Annotated in this window: 22 protein-coding genes; 13 read left to right on the forward strand and 9 right to left on the reverse strand. The window is 65.4% G+C overall.

From position 1 onward, the window contains the following. Window positions 1-96 precede the first annotated feature (96 nt). From ACXJKC_RS06785 to ACXJKC_RS06800, 4 genes are all read left to right on the forward strand, one after another. Window positions 97-903 carry an enoyl-CoA hydratase-related protein gene (locus ACXJKC_RS06785; RefSeq protein WP_456695927.1) on the forward strand — a complete coding sequence of 269 codons (807 nt, stop codon included), beginning with the start codon at window positions 97-99 and terminating at the stop codon, window positions 901-903. Next, a complete protein-coding gene (locus tag ACXJKC_RS06790; RefSeq protein WP_456695928.1) occupies window positions 900-1,874 on the forward strand; it encodes an NAD(P)H-dependent flavin oxidoreductase in 975 nt (324 codons plus the stop codon). The genes ACXJKC_RS06785 and ACXJKC_RS06790 overlap by 4 nt, the downstream gene beginning before the upstream one ends. A gap of 2 nt (window positions 1,875-1,876) precedes the next feature. Continuing rightward, on the forward strand, window positions 1,877-2,725 hold the full coding sequence (locus tag ACXJKC_RS06795) for an enoyl-CoA hydratase-related protein (protein WP_456695929.1): 849 nt from the start codon (window positions 1,877-1,879) through the stop codon (window positions 2,723-2,725). 201 nt (window positions 2,726-2,926) lie between these two features. After that, a complete protein-coding gene (locus ACXJKC_RS06800; protein WP_456695930.1) occupies window positions 2,927-3,223 on the forward strand; it encodes a GIY-YIG nuclease family protein in 297 nt (98 codons plus the stop codon). A 110-nt stretch (window positions 3,224-3,333) separates the two neighbouring features. Here ACXJKC_RS06800 and ACXJKC_RS06805 read toward each other — a convergent pair whose 3' ends face one another. Beyond that, window positions 3,334-3,906 carry a helix-turn-helix domain-containing protein gene (locus tag ACXJKC_RS06805; RefSeq protein WP_456695931.1) on the reverse strand — a complete coding sequence of 191 codons (573 nt, stop codon included), beginning with the start codon at window positions 3,904-3,906 and terminating at the stop codon, window positions 3,334-3,336. Between the two features lie 158 nt (window positions 3,907-4,064). Between ACXJKC_RS06805 and ACXJKC_RS06810 the strand changes: the two genes are divergently transcribed. Then, window positions 4,065-5,402: an MFS transporter gene (locus ACXJKC_RS06810; RefSeq protein ID WP_456695932.1), complete on the forward strand. Its 1,338-nt coding sequence runs from the start codon at window positions 4,065-4,067 to the stop codon at window positions 5,400-5,402. On the opposite strand, the gene ACXJKC_RS06815 is transcribed toward ACXJKC_RS06810, so the two are convergent. Further along, window positions 5,380-5,775 (reverse strand): nuclear transport factor 2 family protein, encoded by a 396-nt coding sequence (locus tag ACXJKC_RS06815; RefSeq protein ID WP_456695933.1) that lies wholly within the window; start codon window positions 5,773-5,775, stop codon window positions 5,380-5,382. The two genes, ACXJKC_RS06810 and ACXJKC_RS06815, sit on opposite strands and share 23 nt — an antisense overlap. An 11-nt stretch (window positions 5,776-5,786) precedes the next feature. Further along, a complete protein-coding gene (locus tag ACXJKC_RS06820; protein ID WP_456695934.1) occupies window positions 5,787-7,505 on the reverse strand; it encodes a class I adenylate-forming enzyme family protein in 1,719 nt (572 codons plus the stop codon). Between the two features lie 109 nt (window positions 7,506-7,614). Here ACXJKC_RS06820 and ACXJKC_RS06825 point away from each other — a divergent pair, with 109 nt between their 5' ends. The 3 genes from ACXJKC_RS06825 to ACXJKC_RS06835 are packed head-to-tail and all read left to right on the forward strand — an operon-like array spanning window position 7,615 to window position 11,017. After that, window positions 7,615-8,385, forward strand: a complete 771-nt coding sequence (locus tag ACXJKC_RS06825) for an SDR family oxidoreductase (protein ID WP_456695935.1) — start codon at window positions 7,615-7,617, stop codon at window positions 8,383-8,385. Next, window positions 8,382-9,425: an NAD(P)H-dependent amine dehydrogenase family protein gene (locus ACXJKC_RS06830; protein ID WP_456695936.1), complete on the forward strand. Its 1,044-nt coding sequence runs from the start codon at window positions 8,382-8,384 to the stop codon at window positions 9,423-9,425. The genes ACXJKC_RS06825 and ACXJKC_RS06830 overlap by 4 nt, the downstream gene beginning before the upstream one ends. Then, a complete protein-coding gene (locus tag ACXJKC_RS06835) occupies window positions 9,422-11,017 on the forward strand; it encodes a long-chain-fatty-acid--CoA ligase (RefSeq protein WP_456695937.1) in 1,596 nt (531 codons plus the stop codon). Before ACXJKC_RS06830 ends, ACXJKC_RS06835 begins: the two co-directional genes overlap by 4 nt. Here ACXJKC_RS06835 and ACXJKC_RS06840 read toward each other — a convergent pair. Together ACXJKC_RS06840 and ACXJKC_RS06845 are read right to left on the reverse strand one after the other, a co-directional pair. Next, window positions 10,979-12,127 carry a DUF222 domain-containing protein gene (locus ACXJKC_RS06840; protein WP_456695938.1) on the reverse strand — a complete coding sequence of 383 codons (1,149 nt, stop codon included), beginning with the start codon at window positions 12,125-12,127 and terminating at the stop codon, window positions 10,979-10,981. The two genes, ACXJKC_RS06835 and ACXJKC_RS06840, sit on opposite strands and share 39 nt — an antisense overlap. A gap of 89 nt (window positions 12,128-12,216) precedes the next feature. Next, entirely contained in the window at window positions 12,217-12,933 is a 717-nt protein-coding gene (locus ACXJKC_RS06845) for an SDR family oxidoreductase (protein ID WP_456695939.1), read from the reverse strand. 84 nt (window positions 12,934-13,017) lie between these two features. Here ACXJKC_RS06845 and ACXJKC_RS06850 point away from each other — a divergent pair, with 84 nt between their 5' ends. Continuing rightward, window positions 13,018-13,578, forward strand: a complete 561-nt coding sequence (locus ACXJKC_RS06850; protein WP_456695940.1) for a TetR/AcrR family transcriptional regulator — start codon at window positions 13,018-13,020, stop codon at window positions 13,576-13,578. Between the two features lie 70 nt (window positions 13,579-13,648). Here the strand turns inward: ACXJKC_RS06850 and ACXJKC_RS06855 are convergent, their stop codons facing one another. Then, window positions 13,649-14,275: a TetR/AcrR family transcriptional regulator C-terminal domain-containing protein gene (locus tag ACXJKC_RS06855; protein WP_456695941.1), complete on the reverse strand. Its 627-nt coding sequence runs from the start codon at window positions 14,273-14,275 to the stop codon at window positions 13,649-13,651. Between the two features lie 83 nt (window positions 14,276-14,358). Between ACXJKC_RS06855 and ACXJKC_RS06860 the strand changes: the two genes are divergently transcribed. The 3 genes from ACXJKC_RS06860 to ACXJKC_RS06870 are packed head-to-tail and all read left to right on the forward strand — an operon-like array spanning window position 14,359 to window position 16,976. After that, entirely contained in the window at window positions 14,359-15,801 is a 1,443-nt protein-coding gene (locus ACXJKC_RS06860; protein WP_456695942.1) for an FAD-dependent monooxygenase, read from the forward strand. Beyond that, a complete protein-coding gene (locus ACXJKC_RS06865; protein WP_456695943.1) occupies window positions 15,798-16,265 on the forward strand; it encodes a RidA family protein in 468 nt (155 codons plus the stop codon). The genes ACXJKC_RS06860 and ACXJKC_RS06865 overlap by 4 nt, the downstream gene beginning before the upstream one ends. A 12-nt stretch (window positions 16,266-16,277) precedes the next feature. Next, window positions 16,278-16,976, forward strand: coding sequence for a hypothetical protein (locus ACXJKC_RS06870; RefSeq protein WP_456695944.1), 699 nt, complete (start codon window positions 16,278-16,280; stop codon window positions 16,974-16,976). Window positions 16,977-17,051: 75 nt separating this feature from the next. On the opposite strand, the gene ACXJKC_RS06875 is transcribed toward ACXJKC_RS06870, so the two are convergent. After that, on the reverse strand, window positions 17,052-17,930 hold the full coding sequence (locus tag ACXJKC_RS06875; protein ID WP_456695945.1) for an alpha/beta fold hydrolase: 879 nt from the start codon (window positions 17,928-17,930) through the stop codon (window positions 17,052-17,054). 227 nt (window positions 17,931-18,157) lie between these two features. On the opposite strand from ACXJKC_RS06875, the gene ACXJKC_RS06880 reads away from it, so the two are divergent. Further along, a complete protein-coding gene (locus tag ACXJKC_RS06880) occupies window positions 18,158-18,691 on the forward strand; it encodes a hypothetical protein (protein WP_456695946.1) in 534 nt (177 codons plus the stop codon). Window positions 18,692-18,738: 47 nt separating this feature from the next. Here the strand turns inward: ACXJKC_RS06880 and ACXJKC_RS06885 are convergent, their stop codons facing one another. Both ACXJKC_RS06885 and ACXJKC_RS06890 read right to left on the reverse strand, forming a co-directional pair. After that, window positions 18,739-19,251 carry a hypothetical protein gene (locus ACXJKC_RS06885; RefSeq protein WP_456695947.1) on the reverse strand — a complete coding sequence of 171 codons (513 nt, stop codon included), beginning with the start codon at window positions 19,249-19,251 and terminating at the stop codon, window positions 18,739-18,741. Window positions 19,252-19,356: 105 nt separating this feature from the next. Continuing rightward, on the reverse strand, window positions 19,357-19,977 hold the full coding sequence (locus ACXJKC_RS06890; protein ID WP_456695948.1) for a DUF6308 family protein: 621 nt from the start codon (window positions 19,975-19,977) through the stop codon (window positions 19,357-19,359). Between the last annotated feature and the right edge of the window lie 55 nt (window positions 19,978-20,032).

A 20,032-nucleotide genomic window follows, 5' to 3' on the forward strand; every position in this document is an offset into this window, starting at 1 on the left:
AGGCACAATGAACCAACAAGTCCCGGAGGAGACCATGACACCGACCATATGCGGATCTGTCACAGATCTCGCTCGCTTCAACAGCGATAGTCGCGCATGAGCGATTCAGATCCCATCCTCGTCGCCCACGACAAGGGCGCCTGCGTCATCACGCTCAACCGTCCCGAGCGTAAGAACGCCTGGACGGTCGGCATGCAGTCGGCTTACTACGACGCGCTCGCCGCCGCTTCTGCTGATCCGGACGTCCGCGCGATCGTCGTGACCGGAGCCGGAAAGGCGTTCTGTCCCGGCGCCGACACCCAGGCACTGACGACGTACACCGAGACGGGCACCACCAATCCCCTCGCCGCCGAGATCGTGCAGCCTGAGTGGTTCCCGAGCACGATTCGCAAGCCCATGATCGCCGCGATCGACGGCCCCTGCGCCGGCATCGGACTGGTGCAAGCGCTGATGTGCGATATCCGCATCGCCGCACCCGGCGCCCGGCTTTCGACGGCATTCGCGCGTCGGGGCCTGCCCGCGATGCACGGCGGCGAGTGGCTGCTCGAACGCATCGCCGGCGCAGCGACAGCGCACGAACTCCTTCTGACCGGTCGGACGTTCGGCGGCACCGAAGCCCAGCAACTCGGCGTCGTCAACGAGACCGATGCCAATCCTTTGACCCGTGCGATGCAGATCGCTCACGACATGGCGATCAACTGCTCTCCGACGTCCATGGCCCATATCAAGGAACGCCTATGGACGAGTCGGGAACGCACACTCGCGCAGACCGTCGTCGAGGTCGACGCAGTGCTCGACGACTTCTTGTCGTCCGCTGACTTCCGCGAAGGCGTCACAAGCTTCCAGGAGCGCCGCTCCCCCGAATTCCGCGGCCTGTCAGATCCCCAGCAAAGGACATCATGAAGACCCGATTGGACCAACCGGTCCGCCTGCCCGTTGTGGCGGCACCCATGTTCCTCATCTCCGGACCCGAGCTGGTGATCGCTGCCTGCACGTCCGGAGTCGTCGGCTCCTTCCCGGCGCCGAACTGCCGGACCACCGAGGATCTCGACAAGTGGATGGGCACGATCACCGACGCCCTCCGCGGCGCCGCCGACAGCTCGCCCAACACGATCGTCGCACCGTGGGCGCTCAACCTCGTGACCCACAGCACCAATGCGCGACTCGCCGACGATCTCGCGCTCGTCGCCGAGCACCAGCCGCCGATCGTCATCACGGCCCTGGGCTCACCTGCTCCGGTCATGGAGACCGTCAAGGGCTACGGCGGCATCGTGATCGCCGACGTCGTCAACATCAAGCTGGCCCGAAAGGCCACGGCTCTCGGCGTCGACGGTCTGGCATGCGTCTCGAGCGGCGCGGGCGGGCACACGGGCCACCTGTCGCCGTTCGCGTTCATCTCGGCGGTTCGCGACTTCTTCGACGGAATCATCACGGTCGGCGGTGGCATCACTGACGGTTACGGTGTCGCTGGAGCCATCGCGGCCGGTGCCGATCTGGTCTACATGGGCACCCGATTCCTGGCGACCAATGAGAGCCTCGCACCCGAGGCCTACAAGCAGATGGTCGTCGACCACGGCCCGGACGATCTGATCGTGACCTCGGGCATCACCGGAACCGACGCCTCCTGGTTGCGGCCGAGTCTGATCGCGAACGGTCTGGATCCCGACAACCTCGCAGCCCCCGCGGCCCGCAACTACGACTCGACCGAACCGCCCAGCAAGCAGTGGAAGGACATCTGGGCCGCGGGTCAGGGGCTCCAGACGATCGACGCGGTCGAGCCCGTCGCGCAGGTCGTCGACCGGCTCGAAGTCGAATACCGTGCCGCCCACGCGCGGTTCAATGGTCTCGGACTGCCCACTGCCTCCAGGAGCTGACCATGACGTACGAAACCCTCGTCTACACCGTTGCCGATCAGATCGCCACGATCGAGCTCAACCGGCCTGAGGCGATGAACTCGGTCACGCTGAAGATGTGCGAGGAGCTTGCCGACGTCTTCGCCGTGACCAATGACGATCCCGACGTCCGGGTCGTCGTCGTGACCGGACGGGGCAAGGCCTACTGCGCCGGCGCCGACCTGTCGGGCGGTGCAGAGACCCTCGACATCGAGGGACGTTCCGATGTCTCGGAGTTCCGCGACGAGGGCGGGCTCATCACGCTCAAGATCTTCGAGTCGACCAAGCCCGTCATCGGTGCGGTCAACGGTGTCGCGGCCGGTCTCGGTGCGACGATGCTGCTGCCGATGGACTTCATCATGGCCGCCGAGTCGGCCCGGTTCGGTTTCGTGTTCGCCAAGCGCGGCATCGTTCCAGAGGCCTGCTCGACCTGGTTCCTACCCAAGAAGGTCGGCATCAGCAAGGCAGCCGAGTGGATGTACACCGGCCGGATGGTCTCGTCGGCAGAGGCACTCGACGCCGGCCTCGTCCGCAGCGTGCATGCTGCCGATGAGCTGCTGCCCGCGGCCTATGCGCTGGCCCGCGAGATCGTCGAGAACACCGCCCCGGTCGCGGTCGGCATGATCCGGCAGATGCTGTGGAGGTTCGCCGGGTCGGATCACCCCATGGACGCACACCGGGTCGACTCCAAGCTCAACTTCGAGCTCGGTGCATCTGCGGACGTCGTCGAGGGCGTCACCTCGTTCTTGGAGAAGCGCCAGCCGCAGTTCCCCGGACGCCTACCCGCCGACGCCCCGACGTCCTACCCCTGGTGGGCCGACCCCACGTTCTAGCCCGTTGGTTGAGGTGCGCAGCGAAGCGGAGCCTCGAAACCACCGTGGTTTCGAGGCTCGACCGCAAGCGGCCTCACACCTCAACCACCAACCCGACCCCCGTTGGTTGAGGTGCGAGGAGCGCAGCGACGAGCCTCGAAACCAACGACCCTGTGGATGGCGCACTGGACGCACACGGTCGTCCCCAGGTTTCCTGACCGGATGCCCCACATGTACATCCTCGAATGCTCCGACGGCTCCTACTACGTCGGAAGTACTCGCAACCTCGAACACCGACTGTGGATGCACAATCAGGGACTCGGCGCCGAGTACACCAAACGGCGCCTCCCCGTCCGGCTCGCCTTTGCGCACGAGTTCGCCCGGGTCAGCGAGGCGTTCGCGGCAGAGAAGAAGGTGCAGGGCTGGTCACGCAAGAAGCGCGAAGCGCTGATCCGCGGCGACTACGCAGCACTCCCGGGGCTAGCCAGTCGTCGAAAGAAGGCCCCGCCAGCTGGTTGAGAAGGATGGTTTCGAGGCTCCGGCCGCAAGCGGCCTCCGCACCTCAACCACCGCACCGGCCCCCGGTGGTTGAGGTGCGGAGCGAAGCGGAGCCTCGAAACCACCGGCGCTTACGCGCCGCCCAGCACCTCATCGAGGTGCCGAAGCGCGACTCCGGTATCCGAGGCTTTCGCACCTCCTCCCTCACCGAAGATGGTGAGGATCTCGACGTCATATTCGCCGTCGCTGCCGAACCAATGCGGGGTGCGAGTGTCGAACTCAGCGACCTCGCCGGTTCCCAGCCGCAGATCTCGGGCGCCGACGATGAGACGTAGCCGTCCAGACAACACATAGATCCACGCAGATCCGGGATGGGTCGACAGGTCCGGAGTCACGGTCGTGCGCGGCACGATGATCTTCCAGGCGTGACGCTGGCCCGGTTGCCGGGTAAGCGGTACGACGGTACGGCCGTTCACGCGTCTCGGGCGCAGTCGGATACGCGGGTCGCCTGTCTCCGGACTACCGACCAGGTCGTCGAGAGACAGACGGTAGATCTCCGCCAGGGGAAGGAGCAGTTCGAGGCTCGGCCTGCGCTGCCCCGTCTCCAGTCTCGACAGAGTGCTCTTGGAGATACCCGTGGCGGCCGAGACGTCAGTGAGGCTGAGGCCTGACCGGGCACGTAGTTCCTGTAGCCGGGGAGCCACCCGATCAAGAGTCTCATCGATTCGCGACGCTGACGTGTCCATCCGACTATCAGAGCAGATCGTCCCAGAAACAGCAACATTTGTTGCTATTTCATGCCCGCGGTGGTCAGTGTGGAGTCATGAGAACCAGATCGACGAAACACAGCAGACTACTTCTGGTGGCGCTCATTCTGAGCGTCCTGAGCGCGTCGGTGGGCACGAGTGCCGCGAACGTCGCGTTGCCGGTGATCGCGTCCGAATTCGGCGGCAGCTTCGCGGATGCGCAGTGGGTGGCACTTGCCTACCTGATCGCGATGACGGCGACCAGCGGCGCCGCCGGATTCCTCGGCGACCGGATGGGACGACCCCGCGCGTTGATCATCGGCGTCACCGTCTTCACCGTCGCGTCTGTTGCCGCAGCTCTGGCTCCGTCACTGACACTCTTGGTGGTCTCCCGCGCCTTTCAGGGCGCGGGCGCTGCGGTCATGATGGCACTTCCGCTTGCAATCGGCCGTGACATCGCGCCAGAGGGTCGCACCGGATCGGTCATGGGACTTCTCGGCACGATCGGCGCCGTCGGCACGGCATCGGGGCCGGCGCTGGGCGGGTTGCTGGTCTCTTGGGCGGGATGGCCGCCGATCTTCTGGCTCATGGCCGGACTCGGTGCGGTCACTGCTCTCCTCACGGCGAAGTTTGCCGTGGCCGCTCCCTCACCCACACCATCGCGCTTCGATCTTCCAGGTGTTGTCCTACTGACCAGCGGAGTCGCTACGTACGCTTTCGCGCTGACCCTCGACACGTCCCTCTGGACGACGGGCGTACTCCTCGTCGGCGCGACCGCAATCCTCTCAGCCTTCTTCGCCGTCGAGCGGCGGAGCGCGAACCCGATGCTGCCGCCGTCGATGCTCCGCACCAGCGCGCTCGGGATCGGGAGCCTGCTGAACCTGATCGTCGGCACCGTCATGATGAGCACGCTCGTCGTCGGACCGTTCTTCCTCAGCGGTGCGCTCGGCCTGAGCACCGGACAAATCGGGCTCGTCATGGCGGCAGGTCCAGTTGCCTCGGCATGCACTGGTTTTATCGCCGGCCGAATAGTCGACACCCTCGGCTCAGCCCGCATGACGTCTGTGGGCCTCGCAGCCATGGTCACAGGCGCCGGAGCGCTCGCCCTGCTCCCAGGCTGGCTCGGACTGCCGGGGTACATGGTCGGCACGGTACTTCTGGCGCCGGGATACCAGCTCTTCCTCGCCGCGAACAACACTGCCGTACTCGGCTCGATCGACCCGAGCCGCCGCGGTATCGCGTCCGGGACGCTCAATTTGGCCCGCAACATCGGAATGGTCACCGGCGCCTCGGCCATGGGACTGCTCTACTCCACAGCAGCAGGATCCAACGACATCACGACCGCCTCACGGGAAGCCCTGGAAACCGGGCTCCTGGTCACCTACCTGGTCGCCGCGTTAGGACTCGTGGCGGCCGCGACCCTCGCCCGCACTAGTGGCCGAAGTCTTCCTTGACGCCCATGCCGGCCAGCAGCGTCGGACGGTCGTAGTACTCCAGCCACTCCGTGACCTTGCCGTCGTCCATCGACATGATGCCGACGACCGGAACCTCGCCGTGGTTGCCGTCGAAGACGAAGTCGTCGACCCGCTGCACGAACACCCGACCGTCGATGACACCGAGAGCCTTGATGTGCAGCTTCATGCTCGTGGCCTTGCTGCCGAGCAGGGCGATGCGTTCACCGACGACGTCCTTGCCGACCAGCGGCTCGTGCATAACGCTGTGCAGCACACCGTCGTCGGCGAACATGTCGGTAACGGCGTCCCAGTCCATCGCGTCCCATGCGGCGAACATCTTGCGGGCCAGGTCGAGCTTCTCTTGATCAGTCATGGTGCTCCTTCTCAGATGGTGATGCGCAGTTCGCGCTTGAGGATCTTGCCGACAGGGTTACGGGGCATCTCGTCGAGCACCTGCAGCCGCTCGGGCAGTTTGAACGAGGCGACCTTGTGTGAGCGGACGAACTCGACGAGTTGCTCCAACGTCAGCGAGGTGCCCGGCGCGAGAGTGACGATCGCGGCGATGCGCTCGCCGAGCACTTCGTCGGGATCACCGACGACCGCGACGTCGATGACGTTGGGGTGTTCGGCGATGAGCCCTTCGAGCTCGACGGGCGCGATGTTCATGCCCCCGCGGATGATGAGGTCCTTGGCCCGGTCGAGGTAGTGCAGGAACTGCGCCTTGTCGCCGGCGATCTCGAACAGGTCGCCGGTCTTGAGGTAACCCTGCTCGTCGAACGGGCTAGGACGCTTGTCGCCGTTGATGTAGCCGGCGAAGACCGTCGGGCCGCTGATGCGCAGCTCGCCGCTCTTGCCGGGCTCGGTGATGTCTTCGCCTGTTTCGAGATCTACGAGGCGGACACTGGTCTGGTCCGCCACCCGGCCCGAGTAGGTGACCCCCGGCGTGCCGTAGCGCGGGAAGTACTGCGCGCGTTCGTCCGGGTTGGGGAAGTCTTCGAGGCTCGACAGCAGGCTGATGCCCTCATTGGAACCGAAGAAGTTGATGACACCGATGCCGTGCTTCTCCTGCCAACCACGCACCATGGTCGGCTGCAGCGGTACCGATCCGGAACCGAGCCGGGTCAGCGACGACAGGTCGACCTTGGCGAGCAGTTCCTCGTTGTGCAGCAGTTGCCACAGCAGCGCGGGCGGTGCGACGGTGTACGTGATCTTCTCGGTCGAGATCTGAGTGAGGAACGTCATCAGGTCGAAGGGATGGTGCTGCACCAGCACGCATCCCGTCCGCAGCCATGGCAGGAACATGCCGTTGATGCCGGCCATGTTGACCATCGGGAACGGGTTCAGCAGAACATCGTCGGCCGTCAGCTTCGGCGCCTCGACGGTCGACCAGCAGATCGAGAGCCAGTCGTAGTGGCAGCGCGGCACGCCCTTGGGCTCGCTCTCGGTGCCGGACGTCCAGCAGATCGTGAGGCAGTCATTGGGGTCGTTGGGGTCGGCGGCGATCTGGGCCTCGAACCGCGCACGCTGCTGATCGTCCGCAGCAGTGGGGGCGATGTGCACGACCCCGTCAGGGACGCCGTCACTGACCTCGGCGTCGGGTCCGTAGGCGATGAGGTGCTCGAGGCTGGGGATCTTGTCGCGGACACCGGCGACGTCGGCGAGCGGCGAACGTCCGCCGAATTTGGCGACCGTGACGAATGCCTTGAACTCCCCCTGGTTGGCCATACCGACGATTTCACGTTCGCGGTACTGCATCGGCAGCGGAGAGACGATGACTCCGAGCGACCACGCGGCCAGATAGACCTCGGCGAGCTCAACGGCGTTGGGCATCTGCACGCCGAGCACCTCGCCGCGGCGCAGCCCGAGATCCATCAGACGGTCTGCGAGGCCGACGACTTCACCGTCGACGTCATTCCAGGTGAGACGTCGCGGAGGCGTGCCGACCAGCGCCTCACGGTTCGCCGGATCGACGAGAGCGAGCTTGTCACCGCGGGCGGCGACCTGATCGCGGAAGAGCTGATCGGCCATGTCGGCGGTCCACCAGCCACGTTCGCGGTAGTCCTGGACCTTGGCAGCGGGATGGAGTCCGCGGGTAATCGTCATGACAGCACTCACCTCGTGACACTTCAGTTAACAGTGTGATACACCTTACTACAGTAAACAGAGCGAGTGGTCAATGACCGTTCCTGCTTCGAACGAAAGGACGCCAGTTGTGTCTGCCCTGAAGGGAGCGCCCGTCGAAGGCGCCCGCATTGTCGTCACCGGCGCCAACCGGGGAATCGGGCTGGCATTCGTGCAAGAAGCGCTCGCACGAGGAGCCGCCAAGGTCTACGCCGGTGTGCGGGACGTCGATGACATCACCCCGGAGCTGGCTGCCACCGGTGCTGAGCCGGTCCAGCTCGAAGTCACCAGCGGAAGCGACATCACCGCGGCCGCGGCACATTGCTCCGACGCCAACGTGTTGATCAACAACGCCGGCCTGCACGCCGGCGACCGGCTCGTCAAAGCGTCCGATCCTGACGCCGCGCGGCGCGAGATGGAGGTCAACTTCTTCGGCCCCCTCCACACAACCCGGGCCTTCGCCCCCGTTCTTGCGGCCAATGGCGGCGGCTCGATCGTCAACGTCCTGTCGGTCGCCGCGATCGCCCCCACCGCGTTCATGGGCGGCTACTCCCCATCGAAGGTCGCGGCGCTCTACCTCGGCGGGATCTCCCGGGCCGAGCTCGAGCCGGACGGCATCACCGTAACCTCGCTGATCGTCGGCTCCGTCGAGACTCGTATGTCGTCCCACGTCGAGGGCAAGAAAGAGGATCCGCGCGATATCGCGATCGCCGGCCTCAAAGCGATGTCGCGCGGGACCTGGACCTGTGACACCGACCGACTGGCGGCCGAGTCGCGCGCCCAGCTCGCACTCGACCCGGTCCGCTACGAACGCGCACTCGGCAAGCTGCTGTTCGTCTCCGAGCTGAGGACCAATTCATGAGCATTCGTGTCGCCCAATGGGCCACCGGCGCGGTCGGCAAGACGATCCTGCGCGGCATCATCGACCGTCCCGATCTCGAACTCGTCGGCCTGTACGTCTACGGCGACAAGAAGGTCGGGCGCGATGCCGGTGACATCGCCCGCCGCGATACGACCGGCGTCATCGCGACCCGTGACCTCGACGAGCTGATCGCGACCCGGCCGGACGTCGTGATGCACGCACCACGCCTCCAGGTGCCGTATGAGAAGCACGACATCGATCTGCTGACGATGCTGCGCTCCGGCATTAACGTCATCACTACTGCGGGACAGCATTTCCCCCGAGCGCACGGTTCTGAGCGCGAGCAGATGTTCCTCGACGCGTGCAACGAGGGCAACAGCACGCTGTTCGGTGTCGGCGTCAGCCCCGGAATCATCGGCGAACGACTTGCCCTCGGCCTGACCGGAGCCAGCGTGACGCTCGACAGCATCACGATTGACGAGGTGCTGGACGCCCGCCGCATGCCGGACCCCGATTTCGCCTTCACGGTCATGGGCATGGGTTCGGACCCGGCCAAGCTCGACGGATCTGGGCCGTTGCCGACCCTGTACGCGGCCCTGTATCTGGAGACCATCGCGTTCATGTGCGAGCAGATGGGCGTCACGTACGACGAGATTCGACCCGACCACAAGGTCGTCCCGGCGAGCCGCGACCTCGAGGTCGCCGCCGGTCACATCGCAGCGGGGACCGTCGGCAGCACCGAGTGGCGCTGGCACGCGATCGTGGACGGCAAGCCGTTCCTGACGCTCGCGATCATCTGGACCATGGAGCCGGACCTGCCGCAATATGCCGGGCGCGATGAGTGGACTATTCACTTCAAGGGCAAGCCCGAGATGATCGTGACGCTCAACCTGGTCGAGCCTGACGAACCGGGCAGCCGGACGACCGCCGGACAGTACGTCACCGCCGGACCGGCCCTGCGCGCGATCGAGGCCGTCGTCGCAGCACCGGCCGGGATCTTCGAGCCGCCTGTGTTCGCGCCGTTCCGGATGGACCGATGATCCCGACTCCCCCGGAGTACCTGGATCCGCACTACTCGCTGCACCCTGACGGGACGCGGGTCGAACGACTTGAGGACATCCTGCGCAAGCGGGCCGCGGCGACCCCGGACTTGCCCGCCGTCATCACCCCCGAGAGTACGACGTCTTTTGGTGCCTTGGATCGCGAGGCGAACCGGGTGGCCCAGGCGTTGCTGCGCGATGGCGTCGGTCCCGGCGACCGGGTCTCGTACGTCGGCGAGAACGCACCGTCGTTCCTGGCAGTTCTCTACGGGGCGTCCAAGATGGGCGCGATCCCGACCGCGATCAACTTCCGGCTCGCGGTGCCCGAGGTCGAGTACATCCTCGACCACAGCGAACCGTCCGTCGTGGTGCTCGGACGCGGGCAGGAACGTCTGGCTCCCATGGCCGGTGCGGTTCCTGGTGTCCGGACGGTCCTGACGGTGTCTGGCGGCACTTCGAGTGTCGGCTGGTCCGCATGGCTCGACGGCGTCAGCGAAGAGGATCCGGGCTACTCCCGCGGCGCCGATGAGACCGCGCTGATGTTCTACTCGTCAGGCACGACCGGACGCCCCAAGGGCATCGAGCTGACCGGGCCCAACCTGGGACAGGCCCTGGCGGCGATGCACTATCTGCTCGACTTCGATACGACCGCCGTCGCACTCGCTCCCATCCCTTTCTTCCACGTTTCAGGTCTCGGACTGGCGCTGGTCGCCAATCTCAACGGTTCGGCGTTGTTGCTGCGCAATCCAACCTCTCCGGCGGAGCTGTGCCAGATCCTGCAGGAAGACAAGGTCACCCACGCGGTCGCCGTGCCGACCGTGATCCAGTTCCTGATGTCACTGCCAGAGGTGCGCGACGGCGACTGGTCGCACCTGCGCTACATGATCTACGGCGCCGCGCCGATGCCCGAGCCGGTGCTGCGCGAGGCCACCGAGGTGTTGGGCTGCAAGTTCCTGCAGAGCTACGGACTGACCGAGTCGACCGGCGGCGTCACGATTCTGCTGCCCGAAGACCATCTCGTGACCGGCGAGACGACGCACCGCCTGCGGTCGGTGGGACGGCCGATGCCGAACGTCCCAGTGCGGATCGTCGACCCGGAGACGCTAGAAGACCTGCCGGTCGACTCACGCGGCGAAGTGCTGATCGGCGGTGGCCACGTCATGCGGCGCTACTGGCGCAACCCGGCAGCCACTTCGGCTTCGATCACGCCAGACGGTTGGCTTCGCTCCGGCGACGGCGGTTCGATCGACGAAGACGGCTACCTCTACTTGCACGACCGGCTCAAGGACATGATCGTCTCCGGCGGAGAGAACGTGTATCCGGCCGAGGTCGAGAGCATTTTGACCGGGCACCCTGCCGTCGCGCAGGTCGCTGTCGTCGGGGTGCCGTCTGAGAAGTGGGGCGAATCGCCGATCGCGGTCGTCGTGCTGACCCCCGGCGCCTCGGTCACCGAGGCGGAGCTGATCGCCTGGTCACGCGACCACATGGCGCACTTCAAGTGCCCGGTGTCCGTGGCGTTCGTCGACGCCCTGCCGTTGAACGCAAGCGGGAAGCTACTGAAGACGCAACTGCGGGCTACCTACGGCGGCTGACCTCGGGTCTGGTCGTCCAGTGCAGGAGGCCGTGCCCCTTGTAGCCATGATGCCGTCGACAGAACGGACCCAAGTTGTCACCCGTGGTCGGGCCTTCAGGAAACGGTTGTCGATGATCGAAGTCGCACAGATTGGCCGGGACCATGCACCCGGGTGCTTGGCACGTTCCGTGCAGGAACCCCAACGCGATCTTGAGGATGTCTGGGCCAGTCGTCCGACGTACTCATGAGCCAAGACGTCGTCGGTGACCGGATCGATCACGATTCGATGCCAGAACGTCGATCCTGAGCCTACGACTGCGGCGATCCACGTCGCCGGGACACCCCACCGTCCATCGGACGACTCGGCGAACCCGGGGTTGAACCCCGCCAGCACATCCGCACCGACGGTGACCGCGATGTTCGCATCGACCGCCGACGCCGCGGCTTCGGACTCGGTGCACCACGCCACCAGCAGATCGGCCTCACGCTGGGCGATCGTGCGATCGTCATCAGGACTGGCCGGACGTCGGGCGGCCTTCCGGTACCGGTCTTGGATCGCTGCCAGCTCGTGCGAAGGAAGATAGGCGTTCAGCCAGCCCATCGAATCCTCACCATGGGTGATCGACACGTGCCGTTTGGACCGTTCTTCTTCGGCCCGCTCGATCGCCAGATCAGCCTCGACCCGCCGCACGAACGCCTTCAACCAGGTCCGCAGCTCAGCAGCCGTATGCGTCTCGGCGTACTCGACCACCCTGCGGTCGAGCCGGTGGACCGACTCGGCGCGCTTGAGCTGATCGATCGTGTGCCCGATCTCGCGCATCCGCAGCAGATCGATCCGTCCGTCCACGAACGCTTCCCATGACGTCGGCGACTGGTCGCGCACCGTGTCAGCGAACGACAACCGGTGCTGCACCTGCCCCTCGCTCAACCCCGAGGCCTCACCGATGGCCAACGCGATCGCGCCACGCTCGGTGAACCGCTTCATCGCGGACTCTCCCGATGCGGCGATGCGTTCCAGCTCACGGTCTCGATAGTCGAGCATCGCCACCACCTCGCGCGCCTCAGCACGCGCCCGCTCACGCACGACGCCAGTTACGACGTCGATCGAAGCAGCGGTTTCGATGGCCATACATCCAACCTAGACACCCCCACCGACACCACTTTCGCCTGCGATCACGGGCTGTGGACAACCCCAAAACTGTCGCTGCGCTGCCGTGATCAGCTCCCGGACAGGGCGGCGAAGAGCTGCTCGTACCGCTCCGACGGGGTCAGGGTGAGGCCCGACTTCACGAGCTTGGCCCAGTCGTCGCCCAGCACCTCGTCGGCGCCCGACTCGATCGCGTCGAGACCAGCCGCGGCCAGGGACACGGGCGAGATCTTCGGGGCATCGGTGCCCGCAGTCATGTCGGTGTCGACCAGACCCATGTGCACGCCGACGACCTGGATGCCCTGGTCGGCGAGCTCAAGCCGCGTGCTGTCGGTGAGGCTCCACGCAGCCGCCTTGGACGCGGCGTAGGCGCCGGCGCTCGGGAGGGTGAACCACGACAGCGCCGAGACGACGTTGACGATGGCACCTCCCCCGTTGGCCTTGAGGATGGGGGCGAATGCCTGCGTCATGAGCAGCGGACCGAAGAAGTTGGTGTCCATCTCGCGACGGATGTCGGCCACGTCGCCGGAGACGACCGACGTGCCGGTCGAGATCCCTGCATTGTTGATCAGCACCTGCACATCGCTTGCCGCGGCCGCTGCAGCGTGGATCTGCGCGGGGTCGGTGATGTCGAGCTTGATGGGCTCGACACCGTCCACGTCAATGGCGCCGTCGCGCGAGGCCGCGTAGATCTTGGACGCTCCGCGCTGCTTGAGCTGAGCGACGAACTCCGCACCGATCCCTCGGTTGGCTCCGGTCACTAGCACGACGGCGTTGTTCAACTGCATGGGAATCTCTTTCTGTAACGATCACTATGGATTAGATCTTCAACGTACCACATTCCATAACGATCACTACGTTATGCTGGTCCCATGGCAGGAAGACCGAGAAGCTTCGACCGCGACACCGCGCTGGCGGCGGCCGTCGAGCAGTTCTGGCGCACCGGCTACGACGAGACCTCCATCGCGATGCTGACGAGCGCGATGGGCGTGACCCCCCCGAGCCTCTATGCGGCGTTCGGCGACAAGGACAGCCTTTTCAACGAGGCCTCCGACCTGTACTTCCGCCGGACGTGCGAGGGCGTCGACCGTGCGATGGCTGAACCGACCGTCCGCGAGGCCATCACCCAGATGCTCGAGGGCACCGCCCGCGCACACACCGCCAACGACACACCGCTCGGCTGCCTGTTGCTGACTGAACCCCGTCTCACCGCGCAGCGTGAGGCCTTGCACGGCAAGCTCACCGACCGCATCGCGCGAGGTGTCGCGGACGGCGACCTCCCCGCCACCGTTCAGCCCGACGAGCTGGCGTCGTTCCTCTTGGCCATCATGCGTGGCATGTCGGGCTGCGCCCGCGACGGCGGCTCGACCGACGAGGTCCTCGCCATCGCCCGCACCGCCGTCGCCGCCATCCCCACTGTCGACCTGGCCTGACGACTGAACCTCCGGCGCCTGGGGCCGCGCTCTTAATTGGCTGCAGCAGCTAGATGTATCCAGTACGCCATCAGGGAGAGGGCTGCGGTGAGGGGCCCTTCGCACCTGCGATGAGATGGCGGACACCCTCATGGAAACGTCGGTCCTCGTTGGGCGCGAAGAGCCGGTCTGCTGCGGCGCGCAGTGCTGGTCGTGCGGTTGTGGCGTTGTCGAAGGCGGCGCGCCGAGATGTCAGGTTGTCGAGTTGATCGGCGGTGGCTTGCTGCTCGATGACCGATCCGATAGTGAAGCGGACCAGGTTGAACCATGCGTCGAGCGCGTCTCCGGGCTCGGGGATGCCTGCCTCACGCAAGAGCGAAGTCGCTGTCTCGCTGAGGTCGAGCATGTGCGACCCGAGTGTGAAGGTGCCGGCGAACACGCGCCCTCCATCTCGGTGTCGCAGCAGCGCGGCTCTGAAGTCGGCGAGCAGCGCGAGGAGTCGCTCGTCCGAGTTGGTCTCGTCGGCGGACCGGGCTGCCACGCCCTCGACGAGCTCGTCGGCGACGTCCTCCCATAGCTCCTGCTTGGACGGAAAGTGCCAGTACAACGAGGGAGCGCTCACCTGCAGCCGCGTCGCCAGGACGCGCATCGTCACCCCCTCATACCCTGCCTCGTCGAGCAGAGCGACGGCTTCCTCGACAATCTGACGGCGTTTCATCCCATACCTCCTCCTTGACAATCTAACAGTGTTAGGCAAGCATTGCGAATGTGACTAACAGTGTTAAGGAAACATCGGATGTTGTGGATATCGTCGTTGTCGGAGGTGGCCCGGTAGGTCTGTGGCTGGCGGCGGAAGCACGACTGGGCGGGGCGAGCGTCGTCCTATTGGAGCGTCGGGTCGAGCGTGTACGACAGTCGCGTGCGCTGACGATCCATGGCCGGACGCTGGAGACCTTCGGGTTGCGGGCGCTCTCGTCGCGCTTCCTGGAGGTGGGTCGGCCGATCCCGACGTGGCATTTCGCGAGCCTCGATACTCGGCTCGACTTCACAGGATTCGATTCGCCGTATCCGTTCACGTTGTTCATCCCGCAGTCCCGGACCGAGGCGATCCTCGAGGAGCACGCGATTGGCGTCGGCGTCGACGTGCGCCGTGGAGCGGTCGTCGTCGGGATCGAGGACCGAGGGGACCAGGTCGACCTTACTCTTGAGGACGGCTCCGTGATCTTCTCCCGCTGGGTGGTCGGCTCGGATGGTGCGCGGAGCATCGTTCGTCGCACGGCAGGCATGGACTTCCCGGGTCTGGCGGCCACGGAGTCCATCGCAATGGGCGACGTCGTTCTGGACCTTCCCGCTGGCGCTCCCCTCGGTGGAGGGCAGAACGAGCTCGGTGGAGCGAACATCATCCCCTCCGGTGACGGCGTGCACTCCCGGGTCATCGTTCTCGACACCACTCGCAAGCACGTGCCCCAGAACGAGCCCCTCACGCTCGAGGAACTGAGGGAGTCGTTGCGACGGACCACGGGCAGTGACTTCGGCGCGCGGGATGCCTCGTGGCTGACCCGCTTCACCAACGAGACGCGGCTGGCTTCCTCCTACCGCAGCGGCCGGCTGCTCCTGGCAGGAGACGCCGCGCATATACACGCGCCCATGGGCGGCCAGGGCCTGAATGTGGGAGTGCAGGATGCAATGAACCTGGGCTGGAAGCTCGCTCTGGTCGCGGCCGGTCGAGTCCCGGAGAACCTTCTCGAGACCTATGAGAGCGAGCGGCGACCCGTCGGGGAACGCCTGTTCGCCAACACCGTCGCGCAATACCAGCTCGCGTCGGACTTCGGCCCGGCGAACAGGTACCTGCGCGATGTCGTCAGCGGTTTGCTCGCTGTTCCCGAAGCCAACCGTGCCATGGCTGGCGAGGTATCCGGATTCTCGGTGTCCTACCCGCACCCGCTGGTCGCGGACGCGGAACCAGCATCTCTGGCCGGCATACGTGTCCCGGCCCTGCCGCTCGCGGACGGATCGACGCTGCATCACGCGCTGGCAGAAGGACAGTTCATCCGGGTGACCGTGCCGGGCCACCAGGCGGTCCCGATGCCCGCTTCCCTCGACCGGGTCCCGCTCCTCGACGTGCAGGCGGCGCGCCTCGACGTCGGCGACCTGCCCGCTGTCGGGTCGATCATCGTCCGCCCGGATGGGTACACGCTGACCGGCGCCAGTGCCGACGCAACCAGCGCAGACGCCGGTCGATGAGCATCCAGCGCCTGAATCCCACGGGGCTTCACGGAGCCCCGGGCTTCATCAGCCAGATCGTCCAGGTGACAGGTCCTCTCGCCTTCCTCTCCGGGCAGGTCGCCCAGCGCCCCGACGGCACCTGGGTCGGACTTGGGAGTCACCGAGAACAGGCAGAGCAGATCGCGCGCAACATCGACACTGCTCTCCATGCCTTGGCTCTCCGACGAGACGCCATAGTGAAAGAGACCATCTACGTCGTGGACTACTCCGCTGCGCTGCTCCACGACATCGTCGGTCCGCTGCGCAACAGCGACGCCGAACCCCCGGCAAGCACTCTGGTCGGCGTGCACGCACTCTTCGCAGCCGAAGCGCTGATCGAGGTCGAGGTCACCCTCGCCCTGGAGACCTATCCGGAGGCGTCTGCTGTCATTCCCGCCCTGGCCGAGACCGACTCGGAGCATTCCGCGACCCAGAGGCTTTGAAAGGGAGGATCCATGCCCACATTTCCCACCCTGGTTGCCAGGCTCGCCGAGAGACTGGGCGGCTATCCCGCCCGGGTCTTCCACGTCGCTGAGCCCGCCCCCGGTTTTCTCGACATCGAGTTCCACGTCGAAGCGCCATCGGGAGGCTGGAAGCCCGGTCACGAGTTGCAGATTATGGCTACAACCACGGAGGCGCGGCGCTACACCGCCTACCGCGTTCTCGAACCAGACCGCATCCGCGTCCTTGTCGCCCTCGACGCCAACGGACCAGGCACCGCCTGGATGCATCAACTGCGGCCAGGCAGAGTGGTCACTCTTGTCGCCGCCAAGCACCGGCCCTTGCGTGTCCACGGTGACCGCCCGCTCCTGCTCGGGGACGGATCGTCGCTCGGCACCTTCGAGGCCTACGCCGAGGCAAGCCGGGCACCGCGTGTGGTGCTGGAAGTCCCCCCGGAGTCGGTTGCCCCTCTCCGCGAACACTGGCCCACCTACGAGTTGCTCCCCGCCGACACCACACCGGGAACGGCAACGCAGAGGTGGCTCGACGAAGCCTTGGTACAAGACGACCTCGCCGGCATCGACGGCGCTCTCCTCCTCGGGCACGCCGGATCCATCCAGCTACAGCGCCGAGCCCTGATCGCCAATGGGATCCTGGACCGCCGATCCGTGACCACCAAGCCCTACTGGGCGACCGGCAAGAAGGGCCTCTGAACATTCAGACCCGAGAGGAACCGAGCCGGGACGATGAAGCCAGATGCAGCAGAATGCCGACGATCACCGCACCGGTCAGTCGACGTCCGGCGCCGACTGCCGGCGCGGCCCGTCGTCCGCGATGAACTCGCGGAGCACCCGCGCGAAACGGTCAGGGTCGTCCAGGTGCGGGAAGTGGCCCGCACCGTCGAAGATCTCGACACGACAGTCGGGCAGCTCCTTCTCGACGCTCAGCGCGTGCGAGGCCGGGATCATCCGGTCCTTCGACCCCCACACGATCATGGTCGGCACGGGAAGCGCGTCCTGCAGGTGGTCGTGGGCACTGATGCTCTGCCCGCCGATATCGATGACGGCACGGGTCGTGGCGAGGAAGGCCCGGCGACTCTCCCGGTCGCCGAGTGAGCTGAACCCGCGCCAGATCGCGCCCACGTCCGCACCCGGCCTCCACCCGATCTTCGACGCACCCCGACCGAGCGCCTCGACGCGCGAGAGCACGGGCGCGGAGGCGACGACGCTGAGCACCTGCGCGGCGCCGGGCAACGTCGCCGAGCGCAGCACGAGGTTGACCTCACGACCCAGCCCTCCGCTGGAGACCAGGACGAGACGCTCGACCCTCTCCGGGAAGAGGTAGAAGAACTGCATCGCAATCCCGCCGCCGAGCGAGTGTCCGACCACGGTGACCCGTTCGATCCCGAGATGGTCGAGCAGGTCCCGCATCGCGGCGGCGTGGGCGCTGAGCGAGTAGTCGCCGAACGGCTTGGCTGACTTGCCGTGGCCGAAGAGGTCGGGCATGACCACACGGTGGTCGTCGTCCATCGCGTCGATCAGATGCTCCCACTGCCGCTGCGAGCCGAGGATGCCGTGGATGAAGAGCACAGCCGGGCCGGAGCCGCTGTCGACGTAGGACAGTTCATGACGGTGCAGCACGACCGTCTCTGGTGCCAAGCGCGTCACGGTGATCAGCCTCGAGGTGCTCGTGGGACGGGACATGCCCACGGTATGCCCGCCTGCACGATGATGCCTAACTAAGCCGGTTTGCTGGCGCGGTTCTCGCAGAACCACGGACCCAATCTCACGCATATCGGCATACTGTTCGGGTGACAACCACTGCCGCTCCTGCCACCTCGCACCGACCGATACGCAGATGGGTTGCGCTCCTCGCCGCACTGACCGTCGCTGCCGTGATCGCTGCAACCGTCCTCTGGCGTTTGAGCGACAAACATGGCGGACAGGCGCAAGTGCTTGGTCCACGTATGGGCGGCTTCGGCATCGTTTCCGATCCTGTGCCGGTCAAGTCATCGACAATGCAGATTGGATTCATGGCGCCGTACAAGGGGAAGGAAGATCCCGAAACGATCACATTTCAATCGGCGACAGCACATTTTCAGCGCAACACTTCGGATGCTGTCGCGACAGTCTCGGTGTGCTTGCCTCGAGACACCCCGAACGGGAAACTGGGCGGCGGTGGAGCCGTCAACGCACCCACGCTGGATGAATACTGTCTGAAGTCTCGGCAGGTCACCCCAGGTACAACCCTCCGCTGGGGCACCGAGTTGATGGAAGGCGAATTCCTCGTACTGACCGTCCGTCCGAGAAAGCCGGGCGTAGCGGAGATCGGCTCGTTCACATTCGAATACACGCGCGATAAGGCGCATGGCGGCAAAAGTGGAGTCGAGCGTTTAGCCGACCAAGAGTTCGTGGTCCAAGCCAGCTGAGACGCCTTCACAAAGCTGGCATTCATACGAGCGGTGGAACTCACAGGCTAACTGCGCTCCGTACGGCGAACACGACGCCATAGACGGCTCAGTCCAAACAGGAGCCACCCGCCAGTCAGCGCAATCAAGAAGACAAACACGAAAGTCCACGCCCCCAACTCGAGCACTTCGTGCTGGTTTTGGGCCACATCCTGATAGACCTTCGTCCGACCGTCCTTGATCACCCGAATGATCTCGACCGTGTCGCCGACTTCGTTTTCATCACACACCCGCTCCACCACGAACTCTGCTGGAAGTCCTGCGGGCGGGTTCTTTGACCTCCACGTGACATCCCACTTCGGATCCCACTGTCTCCGCCCGACTCCAGGACAGGTTGCGGGACCCGCTTCGTGCCGTGCCACCACGGTGGCCGTCTCTCTGGGGCCGTCCGAAGACTGATGGAAATCCCAGAACGAGCCGAGCCCGATCACGACCGCAAATGCAACGGCGAGAGCAATGGCGTTGCGTGTGGGGCGGTCTTTCCCGGGACGGATTGCGTGCCAGACCTTCAGCAAACTCAACCTCGTCATCTTCAAGCCCCATACGGGTCCCACAGATACTAGTAGCCAACACCTGTACCGCGCAGGAGCGGCGGTGAACAAGTCGTACGCGATCGGGGAAAGCACCTAACTCGGTCCGAACTTCCCTTCCATCCAGGTCACGACATCAAACACCCGAAGAGCGGAGACCTGATCCGTCAGCCCAGCATCGCGACGGAGTCTCAGGAGGCGCTCGTGAAAGGCGGGATCAGATACAAGGAGGAGCCGCAAAGGTTCCCAGATCTGATTCGAGCCAATCACGTCCGCCACCACTGAGTCGTAGATCGGCCTCAGCCGAGGACGCTTGCGGGCGAACAACTTGCTGGCTGTGGTCGGGCCGACCCCAGGAAGGCTGAGAAGCTCGGTCCACAAGGTCCATCCCGCCCAATCGTCACGCCACCCCGCGCTTTCGTCGACCAAGTCACGGTCGTCACCAACAGCGGCAAGAAGTTCCGCGAACTTGCCAGCTCGAGAGTCAAGGAGCGAAATAGCGGCGGCGGCCGACACATTCACAGAGAGAAAGGTGACGGCCACCAGGTCATCAGCCGTGAATCGGTCGCGATCAGCCCACCGCGTGCCCGTACTGTCCCACGCATCGAAGCGTGCGCCCGTAAAGAACTCTGGGTTGTCGTGAGTTCCGAAATAGCGGCGAAGAGCCTTCAAGGCACGTCCATCATCTGGATCCTGGAGCATTTGCGGCAGTCTCATGAAGGAACAATGCCACGGGCACATCCAGAGTTCGGCGGAACAACGTCCAGAGTCG

The sequence above is a fragment of the Aeromicrobium sp. P5_D10 genome, from assembly GCF_054049535.1.